At 69.4% G+C, this 16,217-nt stretch carries 15 protein-coding genes; 8 read left to right on the top strand and 7 right to left on the bottom strand.

Annotated features, from left to right (window positions below; translation table 11 throughout):
* Nucleotides 1-174 precede the first annotated feature (174 nt).
* Genes Vse01_RS19900 through Vse01_RS19890 form a run of 3 tightly spaced genes read left to right on the top strand, consistent with a single transcriptional unit; the run spans nt 175 to nt 3,464 of the window.
* Nucleotides 175-1,065, top strand: coding sequence for a helix-turn-helix domain-containing protein (locus Vse01_RS19900; RefSeq protein ID WP_204019259.1), 891 nt, complete (start codon nt 175-177; stop codon nt 1,063-1,065).
* 43 nt (nt 1,066-1,108) lie between these two features.
* Nucleotides 1,109-2,470: a nucleotide sugar dehydrogenase gene (locus Vse01_RS19895; RefSeq protein WP_093409509.1), complete on the top strand. Its 1,362-nt coding sequence runs from the start codon at nt 1,109-1,111 to the stop codon at nt 2,468-2,470.
* A 4-nt stretch (nt 2,471-2,474) separates the two neighbouring features.
* Entirely contained in the window at nt 2,475-3,464 is a 990-nt protein-coding gene (locus tag Vse01_RS19890) for an NAD-dependent epimerase/dehydratase family protein (protein WP_093409512.1), read from the top strand.
* A 51-nt stretch (nt 3,465-3,515) separates the two neighbouring features.
* Here the strand turns inward: Vse01_RS19890 and Vse01_RS19885 are convergent, their stop codons facing one another.
* On the bottom strand, nt 3,516-4,703 hold the full coding sequence (locus Vse01_RS19885) for an acyltransferase family protein (protein ID WP_170863592.1): 1,188 nt from the start codon (nt 4,701-4,703) through the stop codon (nt 3,516-3,518).
* A 371-nt stretch (nt 4,704-5,074) separates the two neighbouring features.
* Nucleotides 5,075-5,803: a class I SAM-dependent methyltransferase gene (locus Vse01_RS19880; RefSeq protein ID WP_093409517.1), complete on the bottom strand. Its 729-nt coding sequence runs from the start codon at nt 5,801-5,803 to the stop codon at nt 5,075-5,077.
* 112 nt (nt 5,804-5,915) lie between these two features.
* On the opposite strand from Vse01_RS19880, the gene Vse01_RS19875 reads away from it, so the two are divergent.
* Entirely contained in the window at nt 5,916-6,305 is a 390-nt protein-coding gene (locus tag Vse01_RS19875) for an ArsR/SmtB family transcription factor (RefSeq protein WP_093409519.1), read from the top strand.
* Between the two features lie 273 nt (nt 6,306-6,578).
* Here the strand turns inward: Vse01_RS19875 and Vse01_RS19870 are convergent, their stop codons facing one another.
* Nucleotides 6,579-7,766, bottom strand: coding sequence for a glycosyltransferase (locus Vse01_RS19870; RefSeq protein ID WP_093409522.1), 1,188 nt, complete (start codon nt 7,764-7,766; stop codon nt 6,579-6,581).
* A gap of 172 nt (nt 7,767-7,938) precedes the next feature.
* Here Vse01_RS19870 and Vse01_RS19865 point away from each other — a divergent pair, with 172 nt between their 5' ends.
* The 3 genes from Vse01_RS19865 to Vse01_RS19855 all read left to right on the top strand — a co-directional run bounded on the left by Vse01_RS19865 (nt 7,939) and on the right by Vse01_RS19855 (nt 9,958).
* The gene (locus Vse01_RS19865; protein ID WP_093409775.1) at nt 7,939-8,712 is read left to right on the top strand and encodes a class I SAM-dependent methyltransferase; all 774 of its coding nucleotides are present in this window, start codon (nt 7,939-7,941) and stop codon (nt 8,710-8,712) included.
* Nucleotides 8,713-8,849: 137 nt separating this feature from the next.
* Nucleotides 8,850-9,392 (top strand): SRPBCC family protein, encoded by a 543-nt coding sequence (locus tag Vse01_RS19860; protein ID WP_093409777.1) that lies wholly within the window; start codon nt 8,850-8,852, stop codon nt 9,390-9,392.
* Nucleotides 9,389-9,958, top strand: a complete 570-nt coding sequence (locus Vse01_RS19855) for an SRPBCC family protein (RefSeq protein ID WP_139233227.1) — start codon at nt 9,389-9,391, stop codon at nt 9,956-9,958. The genes Vse01_RS19860 and Vse01_RS19855 overlap by 4 nt, the downstream gene beginning before the upstream one ends.
* Before the next feature lie 59 nt (nt 9,959-10,017).
* On the opposite strand, the gene Vse01_RS19850 is transcribed toward Vse01_RS19855, so the two are convergent.
* From Vse01_RS19850 to Vse01_RS19835, 4 genes are all read right to left on the bottom strand, one after another.
* Complete coding sequence (locus Vse01_RS19850; protein ID WP_093409524.1) at nt 10,018-10,857, bottom strand: ABC transporter permease; 840 nt, start codon at nt 10,855-10,857, stop codon at nt 10,018-10,020.
* Nucleotides 10,854-11,840 carry an ATP-binding cassette domain-containing protein gene (locus tag Vse01_RS19845; RefSeq protein WP_093409527.1) on the bottom strand — a complete coding sequence of 329 codons (987 nt, stop codon included), beginning with the start codon at nt 11,838-11,840 and terminating at the stop codon, nt 10,854-10,856. The genes Vse01_RS19850 and Vse01_RS19845 overlap by 4 nt, the downstream gene beginning before the upstream one ends.
* Before the next feature lie 124 nt (nt 11,841-11,964).
* Nucleotides 11,965-13,671 (bottom strand): ABC transporter substrate-binding protein, encoded by a 1,707-nt coding sequence (locus Vse01_RS19840; RefSeq protein WP_093409529.1) that lies wholly within the window; start codon nt 13,669-13,671, stop codon nt 11,965-11,967.
* 19 nt (nt 13,672-13,690) lie between these two features.
* Complete coding sequence (locus tag Vse01_RS19835) at nt 13,691-14,689, bottom strand: methyltransferase (protein ID WP_093409532.1); 999 nt, start codon at nt 14,687-14,689, stop codon at nt 13,691-13,693.
* Nucleotides 14,690-14,887: 198 nt separating this feature from the next.
* Here Vse01_RS19835 and Vse01_RS19830 point away from each other — a divergent pair, with 198 nt between their 5' ends.
* On the top strand, nt 14,888-16,216 hold the full coding sequence (locus tag Vse01_RS19830) for an aminotransferase class V-fold PLP-dependent enzyme (protein ID WP_093409534.1): 1,329 nt from the start codon (nt 14,888-14,890) through the stop codon (nt 16,214-16,216).
* Nucleotide 16,217: the final 1 nt, after the last annotated feature.

The raw sequence follows: 16,217 nt of genomic DNA, 5'->3' as shown, positions 1-16,217 counted from the left end.
AACCATGTTTCACGGCGATCATCGGAGTTACTTCTCTCAACTTGCTCGGCTGGCCCATCAATTGCCGGCCGGCCCTCCCGGCCAGCAATCAAGAAAACGTCAAGCACAGCCGCGCACAATCCACAACGGTGCCCGATCGACTCGCAGGGAGTGCACGTGAAAACGACGTCAGGCATGACGCGGAGCACGGTCGACCACTCCCGTGCTGCCGCTGCGGCACGGGCGATCGAATACATGCGTGGTCATCTCGCGGAGCCGCTGCAGCTTGCCGACCTGGCCCGGGTGGTTCCCTTCAGCCCGTTCCACTTCCATCGGCTCTTCCGGGACGTGACCTCGATGACCCCGGCCCGGTTCCTCGCCGCGCTGCGCATGGCGGAGGCCCGCCGGCTGCTGCTGCACACCGGCCTGACGGTGACGGCGATCAGCGGCTACGTCGGCTATACCAGTGCCGGCACGTTCACCACCCAGTTCACCCGTCTCGTCGGCACCTCGCCCGGACACTTCCGCCAGTTGGCCCGGCTGCTGGCCGGACGGCCCTGCTACGTCCTTGCCGAGGCGCTGCGCCGGGCGCGCACCGAGGTGGTCCGCCCCCGGCTGACGCTGCACCTGCCCGACAGCACCCCCGACGACCTCGTCCTGGTCGGCCTGCGCACGGCGGGTGAGTCCAGTGACGCGTCAACTGCGTGGGCGGTCTCGGCCGGCGGCACAGGCGTGCCGGTGGTGGCCCGTCCCGGCACGTACCACACCCGGGTCGTGCTGGTCCGAGGTCACAGCACGGTCGCCCAGGCCCTTGTGGACGAGGAGCCGACCAGCTATCTGGTGGGCGCCTCGGACCTGCTGCTGCCCCAGGACGGCCGGGCCCGTGCCCGCATCGCGATCCAGCCTCCCCGCCCCACCGACCCGCCCGCGCTGGCGATCGGGCCGGTGTGCCGGCTGGTCGAGACGCTCATCGGCCGGGTCGCACCGGGACGCTGGTCAGGACCGGCCCGGCCGGTCGGCCGTCACGCGCCCGCCACCCCGGCCATCGCGTTATGGCTGCGGCCTGGCGGGTTCGCCCGACGGTGACCGGCCCGCGACGCCGTGAACAGGAAGGCGGTTCCGGACAACCATGCCAATCGATCCCGTTTCCGGACGCGTGTCCGCACTGAAGGCCGCCGTCATCGGTGCCGGTTACGTCGGCACCTGCCTCGCGGTGGCGCTCGCCGAACGCGGCGCCGAGGTGGTGGCGATAGACAGCGACGAGTCCCTGGTGGCCGACCTGCGGGCCGGCCGGTGCCGGCTGCCCGAGCCCGGCCTCGCCGCCGCCGTGGCCGACCTGAGCGCCACCGGACGGCTCACCGCGAGCAGTTCGTACGAGGTGGTGGCCGGCGTCGACGTGGTGCTGGTGACCGTCGGCACGCCTACCGACCCGCGGGGTGAGATGGTCGCCGACCAGTTGGTGGCGGCCTGCGAACAGCTCTCCGGGTACCTGCGCGCCGGGCAGTTGGTGATCGTCAAGTCGACGGTCTCCCCCGGCACCACCCGCACCCTCGTCGCGCCATTGCTGGAGCGCGGTGGGCTGGTCCGCGAATGCGACTTCTGGCTCGCCTTCTGCCCGGAGCGGCTGGCGGAGGGCGCCGCCCTGGCCCAGGTGCGCAGCCTGCCGGTCGTGGTGGGCGGGGTCGGTCCCCGCTCGGCCGCGGCGGCCGAGCGCTTCTGGCGCTCCAGCCTCGGCGTCGAGGTCCATCAGGTGCCGTCCGCCGAGGCGGCCGAGGTGGTCAAGCTGGCCACCAACTGGTGGATCGATGCGAACGTGGCGGTTGCCAACGAGCTGGCACGGTACTGCTCGGCGCTCGACGTGGACGTCCTGGACGTGACTGGCGCGGCGAACACCCTGCCCAAGGGCAGCAGCATGGTCAACCTGCTGATGCCCGGGGTGGGGGTCGGTGGCTCGTGTCTCACAAAGGACCCGTGGATGGCCTGGCGGGACGGTCGCAGCCGAGGCGTCCCGCTACGCACGGTGGAGACCGCCCGAGCGGTCAACGACGACATGCCCCGCTACACCGCCTCGCTGATCGCCGACGAACTGCTCAAGCTCGGCCTGGACCGGTCGGACACCACGGTCACCGTGCTCGGCGCGGCCTTCAAGAGCGACACCGGCGACGTCCGCAACACCCCGGTGCTGGGCGTGGTGGCGGCGCTGCGCGAGGCCGGGTTCCAGGTCCGGATCTTCGACCCGCTCGCCGACCCGGCGCAGATCGAGGCCCGGTTCGGCTTCGCACCGGCGGCGAGCCTGACCGAGGCGGTCGCCGGGGCCGGCTGTCTCGCCTTCCTCGCCGGACACCGCCAGTTCCACGACCTCGACCTCAGCACCCTGGTCACCCAGGTGCACCGCCCCTGCCTGTTCTTCGACGGGCGCATGCACCTGACGCCGACGCGCATCCGCGAGGTGCTTCGGCTCGGCTTCGCCTATCGCGGTATCGGGAGGTGACATCGTGCCGAGGTCCTTGGTGACCGGCGGCTTCGGCTTCGTCGGCAGTCACGTGGTGCAACGTCTGCGCGACCGGGGTGACGAGGTGGTGGTCTACGATCCCGCCGACCCGCCGCCGGACCTGGCCGGGGCAGCCGGCGACGTCCGGCACGTGCGAGGCGACGTCCGTGACGCGACCGCGCTGACCGCTGCCGCCACCGGCGTGGACGAGATCTACCACCTCGCCGCTGTCGTCGGTGTCGACAGGTATCTCAGCCGGCCGCTGGATGTCGTCGAGGTCAACGTGGATGGCACCCGCAACGCCCTGCGGGCCGGCCTGCGCTGTGGCGCCCGGGTGCTGGTCTCCAGCACCAGCGAGGTGTACGGACGCAATCCCCGGGTGCCGTGGCGGGAAGAGGACGACCGGGTGCTCGGCAGCACCGCGACCGACCGGTGGTCGTACGCGACGAGCAAGGCCGCCGCCGAGCACCTCACCTTCGCCTACCACCGGCAGGAGGGACTACCGGTGGTCGTGCTGCGCTACTTCAACGTCTACGGCCCGCGCCAGCGGCCCGCGTACGTGCTCAGCCGCACGATCGCCCGGCTGCTCCGTGGTGATCCACCGGTGGTGTACGACGACGGCCGGCAGACCCGCTGCTTCACCTGGGTACCCGAGGCGGCCGAGGCGACCCTGCTCGCGGCGGCGCACCCGCGGGCGGTCGGCGAGTGTTTCAACATCGGCAACACCGTCGAGACGCCGGTGGCCGAGGCGATCCGGCTGGCCGCCGAGGTGGCCGGGGTGACGGTGTCGGCCCGGACGGCGGACACCGGTGCCGGCCTCGGAGCCCGTTACCAGGACATCCCCCGGCGCGTGCCGGACTGCGGCAAGGCCGCCAGCCTGCTCGGCTGGCGCGCCGAGACTCCCTTGGCGACCGGCCTGCGCCACACCGTCGAGTGGGCCCGGCGCAACCCTTGGTGGACAGCGCAGGCCGACGACGGGTTGGTCGCCCGGTAGCCGGAGCACCACAGCGCCGCTCGGGTCGTCGGGGGTGGGCAACACGTGCGGTCAGGCCTGTCCGGGCACGACGGTGGCTGGGCGGATCTGCCCGCCGAGGCTCGGCCGGTCACCGGTGACCCGGGCTCGCGCGTACCGGCGACGGAGCGGTTCCTCCACCCAGCGGTGCAGACCGAGCGCGACGGCGATCGACACCAGCAGCATCGCGCCCGCGACCAGGAAACCCACCCCGGCGCCGAACCGCTGGTCCGCACCGACCAGGTGCCGCATGATCAGCATGATCGGAAAATGGATGATGTACAGCGCGTACGACGCGTTGCCCAGGGCGACCAACGGCCGGGATCGCAGCACCCGACCGCGACCCTCCAGGTCCGCGTGGGCGAGGTTCGCCACCAACGCGAACAGGGGCAGGAACAGCGCCGCGCTGAAGATGAAGGTGAACGGCAGCATCGGGGTCAGCAGGAACGCCAGGATCGTCGAGACCACCAGCTTCCACCGGGCGACCCGCCGCCAGCGACCGGTCTGCACGATGCGCGCCAGCACCATGCCGAGCAGGAAATTCAGCAGCCGGACCGGAGGGAAGGTGTAGACGAACCAGTACTCGGTGAGGTTGAACGGCAACCAGTCCAGTTGGGCGACGCCGGGTAGCAGCGGGCTCAGTGCCGAGATCAGCAGGATGCCCCCGATGATCGCGAAGCACCAGCGCCACAGCCGCTCGGCCGGGATACGCAGCACCAACGGCAGCAACAACGGGAACAACAGGTAGAAGAAGGCCTCGGTCGAGATCGACCAGGCCGGGGCGTTCAGGTAGGACAGGTAGTCCCAGGACGGCACCCAACCCTGCACCAGCAGCAGGCTCGCCACCGCCGGGCCGGCCCGTAGGTCGGTGGAGAATCCGCTGACCGGCGACGGCGCGCTGGCGAGCAGGACGAACGCCACCGCGACACCCCAGGCGAGCACGTGCAGCGGCACGATCTTCCAGAACCGGCGACGCCAGAACCGGACGGCCCGGTCCATCGCTGGCGCCGACCAGGTCAGCACGAAACCGCTGAGAGTGAAGAAGGTGGCCAGGGCGGCCGAGGCCAACGGCGTGGTCAGGCCCATCCCGAGTTGCAGCGCCTCGTTGGCGAAGAGCTGCGACGTGGAGAGCAGGTGCACCGCCGCCACGGTGAGCGCGAGGAAGAAGCGATAACCGGTGAGTGCCGGCAGCCGGTGTGGTCGTGCGTCGGTGTGTGTCACGTCGCTCCTCGGATGGGCCGGGCCACGCCCTGAGCCGTCGGATGCCGCGCGTCCACCGGTGCCATCGGCGGGTGCCGACACTCGGGCTGAATCTTTCGTCGTATCTGCCGACGAAATAGGATCAGTCCGTCTGGCAGACAAACGTCCGTCGTCCCGCTGATCGGTTGCGGTGAATGCGACGATGACACGCGCACGGGCGCTGACGCACCGTACTATTGGACGGTTCGTCGATCCGTAGAGCGAGGTTGCGACGCCGAGGAGACGGTCCGGTCTATCCGTTTCCCGGGTTACTCATCCGCCGGACCACTACAACCTTCCCGGCTCCCACATCGTAGGATTGGTCCGTCGAGGTTGGCCCGCGTGAGATCCGTTCAGTTCGACGGCGGCTCGCCGGTACGGGTGGCCACGAAAAGTCCTCGTCCAGTTAACCAGCCGGTCACATATGACCCTTCGCAGCCAGCGGCGGCGAACGCGTCCAAATACTCGTCACGAGTGAACATCGCCAGCAGGCCGACCTGGGTGAACTCGCGTATGCCGTGGGCGTCACCCACCAGCCAACGCTCCTCCATCCGGGTGAGCCGCCCCTGCTGGGTCGAGCGTGAGATCCGAGCCACCACCCGGTCCGGCTCCCGGACCAGGTCGCCGCCGAGGTGACCGTCGATGAACCGCTCCGGGAACCACCAGGGCTCCACCACCAGCACGCCGCCGGGCGCGAGATGCCCGGCCATCGTGGCGATGGCGGCCCGCATCTCGGCCACCGTGCCGAGGAAGTTGATCGCGGTGAAGAGGCAGGTCACCGCGTCGAAGGTGGCACCCAGCCGGAAATCGCGCATGTCACCGACGTGCAGCGTCACCCCGGGCAGCCGGCGGCGGGCCACGTCCAGCATGGCCGGCGCGAATTCCACGCCCTCGACATGGGCGAACCGGCCGGCGAACGATTCCAGGTGGGCTCCGGTGCCGCAGCCGACGTCGAGCAACCGGGTCGCAGTCGGACGGACGGCCAGTATCCGGTCGGCCACGTCGGTGGCCTCTGCCTGCCAACTCTTGCCCCGGCTACGGTAGGTCGCCTCGTACACCGCGGCGTGCTGTGGCCCGAACATTCCTACCCCTCCCGGCACCACCGGTCGTCGACCAGGTGGCAAGCTGGATCGGCGGTGCCGCGACGATCGCCGACCTACCGCCTTTATAACCACGGTCTGATATTGTCGTGCCGTGCACGCGTTCGACGTCCTGGGCGACCCCGTCCGCCGCCGCATCATCGAGCTGCTGGCCGACGGCGAGATGTCGGCTGGCGAGGTCGGTGCGATCGTGCAACGCGAGTTCGGGATCTCCCAGCCCGGTGTTTCCCAGCACCTCCGGGTGTTGCGGGAGAACGGCTTCACCACGGTGCGTCCGCAGGGCACCCGCCGCCTGTACGCCGTCGATCCGGCACCGCTTCAGGAGCTGGACCACTGGCTGGAGCGCTATCGCAGCTTCTGGAGCCAGCGCCTCGACGCGCTGAGCACAGAGATCGCGCGGGGTCGGTCCCGCCGCCGGTCCGGCAGTGGCGAGTCGCCGGCCGACCACCAGACCCGCCGTCGGTCCGACGGCACGGACGGCTAGGGCGCGTCTTCCGGATCTTCGCCGGCCTGCGACGGACCCAGAAGGCGCCCGGCGGCACCGGTGGTTCGTCCGGATACCACACCGGCATCCGGACGAACCAACGCCTTGCCGAATCGCCGCCTGGGTCCCGTCTCGGCTCGACCGGATCCGGGCGACACGCCCGGGGCGGTTCCGGACGCTCCGCTCCGGTGACCGCCCAGCTGCGCCGGCACGGCCGGACGACGGCGAACGGGCGTTCGGACAGCCCGATTCGGGCCCATCGCCCGGGCGCGATCAGGCGGCCCGTCCCGCGGCGAAGTCGGGCAGCCGGCGGGCGACCTCGTCGGGGGCCGGCATCGCGGCGATCTCGGCGGCGACCGCCTTCGCCGCCGTCCGGTAGCTCTCGTCCGCGATCAGCCGCTTCGCGGCGTCCGCCACCGCCTCGGCGTTGACACCGCCGGGCGGCAGGTGCTCACCGGCCTTCGCCTGGGCCACGGCTTGGGCGTTCGCGAACGAGTCACCAGCCCACGGGAAGGAGAGCTGCGGCACACCGGCGTCGAACGCGCCGATGGTGGTCCCGCTGCCACCGTGATGGACCACGAGGTCGACGTGGGGAAGCAGCGCCGCCTGCGAGACCCACGACTCCAGCCGCACGTTGGTCGGCACCTCGCCGAGTTGATTGAGATCGAGCGAAGGGCCGCCCGCGACGAGGACATCGACGTCCAGGGCAGCCAGGCCGTCGATCGCGGCCCGCAGCACCTCGACGGTGCCGCCACTGGAGGTGCCCAGGGTCAGGTACACCAGGGGCCGGGACCCGGTCCGCGCGAGCACCCAGTCCGGCACGTCCGGTCGCTCGGTGAACGGCACCGGGCGCAGCTCATGGCGCTCGGGGCGGGACCGGAACGCGGGCTCCTGCAACGACGGCGGATAGATGTCGAGGAACGGGTTGCCGAAGGCGTCGATGCGCCCGGGCGGCAGGTCGATGCCGAGCTGAGCGGCGAGCCGGGCCACCTCGTCCTCAATGGAACGGGTCAGCTCGTCCGGGGTGTCTCGGCCGACCCCGTGGCAGATGGTCGGGATGCCGGCCTTGGTGGCGGCCAGTCCTGCGCCGTAGTTGCTGATCTCCTGCACGACGAGGTCGGGTCGCACCCGGTCGAGCACCGGCTGGAGCTGGTCGAAGATGCGCTGTGGCATCACCTGCCCGAACACGATCTGGGGAAGCTCGCTGAGCTGCTCGGGCGTCAGCCCGTCGGGGCTGTCGGTGTCGAAGCGGATCCTTAGCGCCGCCAGGAAGCCGTCGAAGACCGGCATCCCGGTGGCGACCGGGTCGAAGCCCTGCCCACGCAACACCTCGGCAAATCCCTCACCGGTGGCGAAGGTGATCTCGTGGCCGGCATCCCGAGCGGCGGCGGCCAACGGCAGTAGCGGGTAGGTGTGGCCGTGTGTTCCGAGACTGGCGAACAGCACACGCACGTCGATCACTCGCCTTTCGAAGGGAAACAATCCACTTTATTCATATCTAGCACAAGCCTTACGGATCAACAGTGTCCCGGCTTGCGCAACTCGCGCTGCGAGCAACCTTGCCGTGTTGTGCCATCCGACGCTCCTGTTCTACGCTTGAAAATATAAAGTGATCTACGTCTGGGAGGCCTCCATGGGCAGCGGTGACGGTCAGGACCTGCGTGCCTTCGTGCACGACTCGGCCGAGGAGACGGACACGACTCAGCGCCTGACGAAGCTCTTGACCAACTCCCCCATCCCGACCGAGGAACTGGTCAACAACCTTCCCCTCTTCCTACGCCGGCACCAGCTGACCGACCTGCTCTCCATGGACCACCTCTACCGCGAGGTCCTGGACGTACCCGGCGTGATCATGGAGTTCGGTGTCCGGTACGGCCGCCACCTCGCCACCTTCACCGCGTTGCGCGGCCTCTACGAGCCCTACAACCCGCTGCGCCGCATCGTCGGCTTCGACACCTTCACCGGGTTTCCGGACGTCAACGAGGTCGACAAGGTCGGTCCGACCGCGTACGAAGGCCGGTTCGCGACCCCCGGCGGCTACCCGGCGTACCTGCGGGAGGTCCTCGACGCCCACGAGTGCAGCGAGTTCTTCGGCCACGTGACCCAGCGCAGCGTCCTCGTGGAGGGAGACGTACGCGAGACGGTGCCGCGCTACCTGGCGGAGAACCCGCAGACGGTCATCGCGCTGGCCTACTTCGACCTCGACCTGTACGAACCGTCCAAGGCGGTGCTCGAGGCCATCCGTCCGCACCTCACCAAAGGCAGCATCGTCGCCTTCGACGAGTTGGACAACCCCAAGTGGCCAGGGGAGAACATCGCGATGCGGGAGACCCTCGGCCTGGACCACGCCACGCTTCGCCTGATCCCCGGCCGACCGGCCCCCGCCTACCTGCGGTGGGGCTCCTGAACCCCGCGTGTCCACCACACATCGAGCCAACCGCGCGGGGTGCGTATAAACTCTGACTTACGTTTGCGTCGACTTATGGAGAGGTGGGCGAGCCGCGAGCCGTCCACCTCCCGCACAGCGACAGTGAGGACGGAGACATGCCACAGGAGAAGACCGCGTCCGCCACCCGCACGGCGACCAAGAGCACCACCGCCCGGAAGCCGAAACCGCCGAACTACGATCCGTTCGTCCGGCACAGTGTCACGGTCGCGGCCGACCGCAAGACCGCCTTCAAGGTGTTCCTGGAGGACTTCCCGCAGTGGTGGCCGGAGAACTTCCGCACCACAAAGGTCGGCGCGCCCCTGGGCGTCGACCCCAAGAAGGGCGGCCGCCTCTACGAGATCGACGAGCAGGGCGAGGAACACACCTTCGGCCTGATCCGCACGGTGGACGCACCGGACACCCTGGCCGTCGGCTGGCGACTCAACGGTTTCGGCCGCATCGACCCGGACAACGCCAGTGAGTTCACGGTGACGTTCGTGCCGGACGGTCAGAAGAAGACCCGGGTCGAGGTCGAGCACACGCACTTCGACCGGATGGGCACCAAGCACGCCAAGCGGGTCCGCAACGGCATGGACAAGGGCTGGCCCACGATCCTCGCCTCCTTCGAAAAGAGGATCAAGGAGGTGACGGCGAAGTGAGCGAACTCAACAACCCGGTGGCCTCCGGCCAGCCGACCGAGCGACTCATCGGCCGGCGTTCGATCCCCGCCGGCGACGCCCGCAGCGTCATCATCCGGCAGCGATACGACGCGCCGGTCGAGGAGGTCTGGAGCGCCTGCACCGACCCGAACCGGATCAACCGCTGGTTCATCGAGCCGAAGGGGGAGCTCCGCCAGGGCGGCACCTTCGACCTGCCGGGCAACGCTCACGGAGACATCCTGCGTTGCGAGCCGCCGCGGCTGCTCACCCTCAGCTGGATCTACGGCGACAAGCCCGACAGCGAGGTGGAACTGCGGCTCAGCGAAGACGGCTCCGGCACGCTGCTCGAACTGGAGCACGCCACGGTCTCCGACCTGATGCTCATCGAGGTGGCCGTGGGCTGGGAGATGGCCCTCGACTTCCTGAGCATGTTCCTGCGCGGCGACCTGCCCGGCGCCCCCGTACCGGAGGACGCCGCCGAGGAGTTCGAGCCGAGTCCCGAGATGATGCGGATCGCCCAGGAACGCGGCCAGACCTGGGCCGCCCTGGTCAATGCCGAATCCTGACCGCCAGACGAAGCCGGCCCCGGTTCCCTCGCGGGAACCGGGGCCGGCTTCGTCTGGGGTCAGCGCTGCTTGCGGTTGTAGAGCAGGGCGGTCGGCGTCGCGAACACCACAATGAGCGCCGCGCAGGCGAGCAGACCCGCCGTGAGGTCACCGCCGGACAGATCACCGTGCATCAGGCCACGCGTGGTGGTCGCCGCATGGGTGACCGGGTTCAGCTTCACCACCGCCTCGAGCCAGCCCGGCATGGTCTGGGAGGGGGCCAGGATGTTGCTGCCGAACAGCAGGATGAACTGAAGCAGGTTGACCACACCGGCCGCGGCCGTGGGCTGCGGAATCAACACCGCGAAGAACATCCACAACCAGCTCACGCTGAAGGTGAACAGCTGCAGGTAGAGCAGCGCGAGCACCACACCGGCGAAGCCGCCGTCCGGGCGGAAGCCCAGCAGCAGACCCAACGCCAGCGGCACCACCGAGGTCAGCGCGTACCGCAGGACGTCGCCGCCCATCGTGCCGACCAGGACCGCCGGCTGCCAGATGGGCGTGGAGCGCACCCGATCGAACATCCCGGTCGCGATGTCGCGGTTGAGCGTCAGGGCACTCATCATGCTCGACGCCACAAGCGACAGAACGATCACACCGGGCAGGAAGAACTGCAGATAGTCCCCAGGCGTACCGGCGATCGCGCCACCGAGCAGATACGTGAAGACCAGGGTGAGGATCACCGGGAACACCACGGCGGTACCGAGGTGGTCCTGCACGTACTTCAGCTTGATCAACGTCCGCCAGGCGAACGTACGGCAGGCGAAGAGGGCGCCCGGAGCGGGTGGCCGTTGCATGCCGGGCACCGACCGACCGGGGAACTCGGCCGCCGGCCGAGCCTGGGTGCTGGATGATGTCATGCCCGAACCTCCGCTTCCTCTTCTCGGGTGTCGTCCAGCGTGGAGTGGCCGGTGAGCGCGAGGAACACCGTGTCCAGCGACGGCTGCCCCAGGGTGAAGTCCTCGACGCTGATTCCCGCGCGGGCCAACTCGCCGAGGGCGCGCGCGGCCTGGTCGGCGTCGGGAATCTTCACCAGCAGCCGGGACGGGTCGGACTCGGCGTCCACGCCCGCGCCGATCGCGCGGGCGAGCAGCGTGCCCGCCTCGGCGCGGCGGGACGGGTCGGTCAGCAGCACCTCCAGCACGCCGTCGGCGCGGCTGGTCTTCAGCTCGGCTGGCGTCCCGCGGGCCACCACCTGCCCGTGGTCGATCAGGGTCAGGTCGTCGGCCATCTGGTCGGCCTCGTCGAGATACTGGGTGGTGAGCAGGACGGTGCCGCCATCCTGGACGAGCACCCGGATCATCTGCCAGACCTCGCTGCGACTGCGCGGGTCGAGGCCGGTGGTCGGCTCGTCGAGAAAGAGCAACTCGTGCGTCACCACCATGCTGGCGGCCACGTCGATGCGCCGTTTCTGACCACCGGAGTAGGTCTTCACCAGCCGATTACCGACCTCGGTCAGCTCGAACGCCTCCAGCAGCTGCTCGGCGCGGGCGGTGGCCGGGCGGTGCCGCAGGCCCTGGAGGCGGCCGGCGAGGATCAGGTTCTGCAGGCCGGTCATGTCCTCGTCGAGCGCCATGGTCTGCCCGGTCAGGCCGATCCGGCGGCGTACCGCCGCCGCCTCGCGCACCACGTCGTGACCGAGCACCTGGGCATTGCCGGAGGTGGGCCGCAGCAGGGTCGCCAGAATCTTCATGGCGGTCGTCTTACCGGCGCCGTTGGGCCCCAGTACACCGTGGATCGTCCCGGTGCGCACGGTGAGGTCCAGCCCGTCCAGGGCGCGCGTCTCTCCGTAGACCTTCACCAGCTCATGGGTCTCAATGGCCAGCGCTGGATTGCCTGTCATGCTCTCTCCCGTCGCGTCACAGCGAACTCGGGCAGCCGAATCACGAGATCTTGCCCGGACCAAGCTACAGAAGCTACTTATATCATTCAAGCCTGCTATTAGTCGCGACGACAATAACGCCGGATCAATCCGGCGGGTCAAGCCACAGGTTGGCCGCGTCGTACCAGCGGTCGACGTGCGGGAGGGGAATCGCGTCGCGTACCCGCGCGCTGGTCAGGTGCTCGATGGTCGGTTCGCAGACCAGGATCGGCACGATCGCCACGTCGGTGAGGACCTGCCGGTCGACCTGGTGCCACAGCGCCGCCGCCGAATCCTCGGTAGGCGCGGAGAGCGCGCGGTCGATCAGGTCGTCGACCAACGGATTGTGGTAGCCGCCGTAGTTCGCCGTGCCGACGGCTGTGTTGCTCTGGAACATCGGCTGGACGTAGGACCGGCCGTTGTTGCCGAACCAGTCGGGCATGAAGGCCGCCGGGGTGATGTCCCACTCCCCCGCTGCCGCCCGTTTCGGATCCTGGAGGATGCGGTAGTACTCGTCGGTCTGGTCGATCTCCACCAGTCGACAATCGATCCCACCCGCGGCCAGGTCCTCGGCGATCGCCTTCGCCACCTGACCGTGCACCGCGTCGATCCGGTAGATCATCGTCAGGGTGAGCCCGTCCGGATAACCCGCCTCGGCCAGCAGTTGGCGACACCGCGCACGGTCACCTTGGTCCCCGGGGGTCGGGTACGGGTCGTAGTCACGGTGGCCGACGTTGCCAGGCGGGATGACGCCGTGCGCGGGACGGGTCACCGTGCCGATTCCCATGTCGTCGAAGAACCGGACCAGCCGCGCCTTGTCGATCGCGTACGCGATGGCCAGCCGGACCTCCCGCCGCCGCAACGCACCCGCCGCACGCGGACTGTTCAGGTTGAACACCAGGTAGGGGTTGAGCGCCCAGCCGAGGTTGCGGTCCGCTTCGGTGCGTCGGCGTGGCCGCCCCACGGCGGCGCCCCAGGACAGGTCCGCCCGTCCGCTGGTGATCTCGTCGCGGACCCGCTCGTCGCTCACCCGGGCCATCCGGACGTCGATCCGGTCCACGTACCGGCGACGGATCGGGTCGGCGTCGGGCCGCCAGGCCGGGTTGTGCGCCATGGTGAGGTGGCTGCCCGGGACGTAGGAGGTGATCCGGTACGGACCGTTGGAGCGGACCTGGCGGATGAACTCCGGGCTGTCCGGGACGAGCTGGTCGTACTCGTGCGGGGCTGCCGAGGCGAACGGCATCGCCAGCAGGTTGAGCAGATCGTTTGCCGGTCTGACCAGGTCGATGACCAACGTCCGGTCGTCGACCGCCCGCAGGCCGGCGATGTCGTGGCTGTTCTGGTAGTCGGCAAGCTCCGCAGCGGTGGGCGTGCGGCCGGCGAAGCGAGCCCGGTAGCCCGCGACGAACTGCCCCATCCCGGCGATGGTGCTGGTGTAGTAGGCGAGGGCCCCCGCGCCGGCCACCGGATTCGCCATCCGCTTGAAGCCACGGACGAAGTCGGCGGCGGTGACCGCCCGCTGCGGGCTGGTGTCCCAGTACACCCCGTCCCGCAACCGCAGCGTGTAGCTCCGACCGTCGGCGCTGCGTCCTCCGTTGGCGACAGTGGGCAGTTCGGCGGCGACATCCGGCACCGGCACCAGTGCCCGGGCGTCCTCCGTGGTCGGATAGCTGAACAGCTGCCGGGCGAACAGCCGGATCACCTGGTGGGAGAAGGCGTAGTAGGCGGCGGCGGGGTCGAGGTGGTCAAGCCCGCCGGGGCCGTAGAAGCGCAACGTGCCGCCGGGGCGGGGTCGTGGGTGGGGATCCGGCACGGTTCGACGACCTCCCTGCTCAGGCCGGCACGCCGACCGCTACGGACATCACCGACCGGGTGGGCACCACCTGCTCCAGTCGGAGACCGGCGGCGGTGAACAACGGTTCGAGTTCGGCGGCCGTACGCTCCTGTCCGGTGCGTGCGGCCAGCATCATGAAGTCCATCTCCTTGCTCTGGTGCGGGTCGTTGCCCTCCGGGACGACCGCGTCGACCACCAGTACCCGGCCGTGCGCCGGCATCGCGCGACGGCAGTTGGTCAGGATCCGTACGCTCCGCTCGTCGTCCCAGTTGTGCAGGATCCGCTTGAGCACGTGCACGTCGGCGTGAGGCGCCTCGTCGAGGAAGTCGCCGGCCACGACCTTCCAGCGCCCGGCGACGTCCGGCTCGTCGAGCCGATGGCGGGCGACCACCTCGGCGCGGTCCAGCAGGATGCCTTGGAGGCCGGGGTGTTCGCGCAGCACGGTGAGCAGGAAGCCGCCTCGCCCGCCGCCGACGTCGGCGACCGTGCCGGTGTCGGGAAAGAGGCCGGTGCGGGCGAGGATCAGGTGCTCGGCGGCGCTGACCGTCTCCATGCCCTCGTAGTAGAGCGCTTCGACCTCGGCGTCGTTGTCGAAGTAGTCGTTCAACGAGCGCCCGAAGATCTCGTCGAACCCGGGTCGGCGCGCCCCCATCGCGTCGGTCACCCGGTGGCTCATCGTCCAGAACATCGTGTCGGTGAACATGAGGATGCCGGCCCGCGCCGGCACCGGGGAGTCCGACCGCAGCGCGGCGCCCTTGTCGGTGAGGGCGAACCGGCCGTCGTGCTCGTGCACCACGTCCCGCGCGGCGAGCAGTCGCAGCACCCGGCGCAATCCGTCGACGTCGGTGCCGGTGGCGGCGGCCAACTCGGTGGCGGTGCGCGGACCGTCGGCCAGATGGTCGGCGACGTTCACCGTCGCGGCCGCCCGCAGCGCCGCCGCGTAGGTGTAGCCCATCGCCTCCTGGTAGAGGGCCAGCGCCGACTGCAACCTGTCCATGTTTCCTCCGGGCCCGATCGCTACTGCCGCACACGCTTGCTCGGATGCTATACCGGAATGAAGTGGATGGCAGCGCTAGCCTCTGTTCACCGCAACTTGCGCGATAGCCTCGCCGCTTTTCACTTGAGAAAGTGATTGTTCTGAGCGTCGGCCCGGACCGCCTCTGCGGCCTCCGGACCCGCCGTCGGCTACGAAGGGATCACCGTGAGCCATACCGTGGAGTCCCCCGGCTCGGCCACCGTCCCGACGTCGGTGCCACCGAGCCCGTTGCGCACCGCGTCGTGGAGCCGCATCCGGGAACTGTTCGCCCTGGACCCGACGACAGTGCATCTCAACACCGGAACCGTCGGGGCCATGCCGTACGAGGTCCTCGACACCGTCGACCGGGTCACCCGGCAGTGGACGGGTGGACTTCTGGACGTCTACCGGCCGGCCATGTTCACCGAGTACCGGGCCTTCATCGGCAAGACGTTCGGAGTGGACGAGGACGAGATCGTCATCTGCCACAACGCGACCGAGGGCGTCGCCCGGGTCATCCACGGGCTGGACCTGCGCGCGGGTGACGAGGTGGTGACCACCACCCACGAGTGCTACTCGGTGTTGTCCAACTTCAACCTGCTGCGCAACCGGCACGGCATCGTGATGCGCACCGTCACCCCGCCGTCGGGCCACGACGTACGGGCCGAGGAGATCGTCGACCTGGTCGAGTCGGCGATCACACCGCGTACCAGGGTGCTGTCGTTCGCGGCGATCACCCTCTTCACCGGCACCATGTTCCCCGTCCGGCAGCTGTGCGAGCTGGCTCACCGGTACGGCCTGACCACAGTCATCGACGGCGCCCTGATCCCCGGCATGCTCGACGTGAACCTGCGCGACTACGGCGCCGACTTCATCACCTGCTCCGGCTCGAAGTTCCAGTGCGGACCCCTCGGCACCGGCCTGATCTACGTCCGCAACAAGGTCATCCCCGAGTCCAACCCGCTGCCGTTGCCCACCTTCTGGCCGCTCATCTCGACCTGGTACCCGATGATGGGCAGCCCGCCGCCGCGTACCACAAACGAGGTCGCCAGCTACAACATGGGCGACTATCTACAAAGCGCCGGCAGCGCCAACCTGGCGCGCGGCGCCGCGCTGACCCGCGCCTTCGAACTGTGGGACGACATCGGGCGGGACCGCATCGAGCGGTACGTCATGGAGCTCGCCGAGTACGCGCGCGGCCGACTGATCGAGGCTTTCGGCGAGGAGGCCATGTACTCCCCCGGCGTCGATCCCCGGCTGCGCTCACCGCTGATCGCGTTCAATCCGTTCCGCCGCCCCGAGGACGCCTGGAACATCAAGAAGTTCATCACCTTCGTCAAACGACTGGAGACCGAGCACCGGATCTGGACCCGTTGGACCGAGTTCGACGTCCCCGGATCGCCGCACCAGCACTACGCGGCACGCATCACCACGCATCTGTTCAACACGCGTGCGGAGATCGACCACAGCGTCCGGACGATGGTCCGCCTTGCCGAGGAGATGTCCTGAG

This window comes from Micromonospora sediminimaris, from assembly GCF_016863575.1.
Taxonomy (GTDB): Bacteria; Actinomycetota; Actinomycetes; order Mycobacteriales; family Micromonosporaceae; genus Micromonospora; species Micromonospora sediminimaris.
The sequence above is the reverse complement of the archived record's forward strand: the minus strand, read 5'-3'. Positions and strand labels throughout refer to the sequence as shown.

Excerpts from the sequence above, each read along its gene's own strand:
- Vse01_RS19860 (WP_093409777.1), top strand. The coding sequence starts at position 8,850 with ATGCCACAGGAGAAGACCGCGTCCGCCACCCGCACGGCGACCAAGAGC.
- Vse01_RS19845 (WP_093409527.1), bottom strand. The coding sequence starts at position 11,840 with ATGACAGGCAATCCAGCGCTGGCCATTGAGACCCATGAGCTGGTGAAG.
- Vse01_RS19865 (WP_093409775.1), top strand. The coding sequence starts at position 7,939 with ATGGGCAGCGGTGACGGTCAGGACCTGCGTGCCTTCGTGCACGACTCG.
- Vse01_RS19835 (WP_093409532.1), bottom strand. The coding sequence starts at position 14,689 with ATGGACAGGTTGCAGTCGGCGCTGGCCCTCTACCAGGAGGCGATGGGC.
- Vse01_RS19850 (WP_093409524.1), bottom strand. The coding sequence starts at position 10,857 with ATGACATCATCCAGCACCCAGGCTCGGCCGGCGGCCGAGTTCCCCGGT.
- Vse01_RS19900 (WP_204019259.1), top strand. The coding sequence starts at position 175 with ATGACGCGGAGCACGGTCGACCACTCCCGTGCTGCCGCTGCGGCACGG.
- Vse01_RS19895 (WP_093409509.1), top strand. The coding sequence starts at position 1,109 with ATGCCAATCGATCCCGTTTCCGGACGCGTGTCCGCACTGAAGGCCGCC.
- Vse01_RS19880 (WP_093409517.1), bottom strand. The coding sequence starts at position 5,803 with ATGTTCGGGCCACAGCACGCCGCGGTGTACGAGGCGACCTACCGTAGC.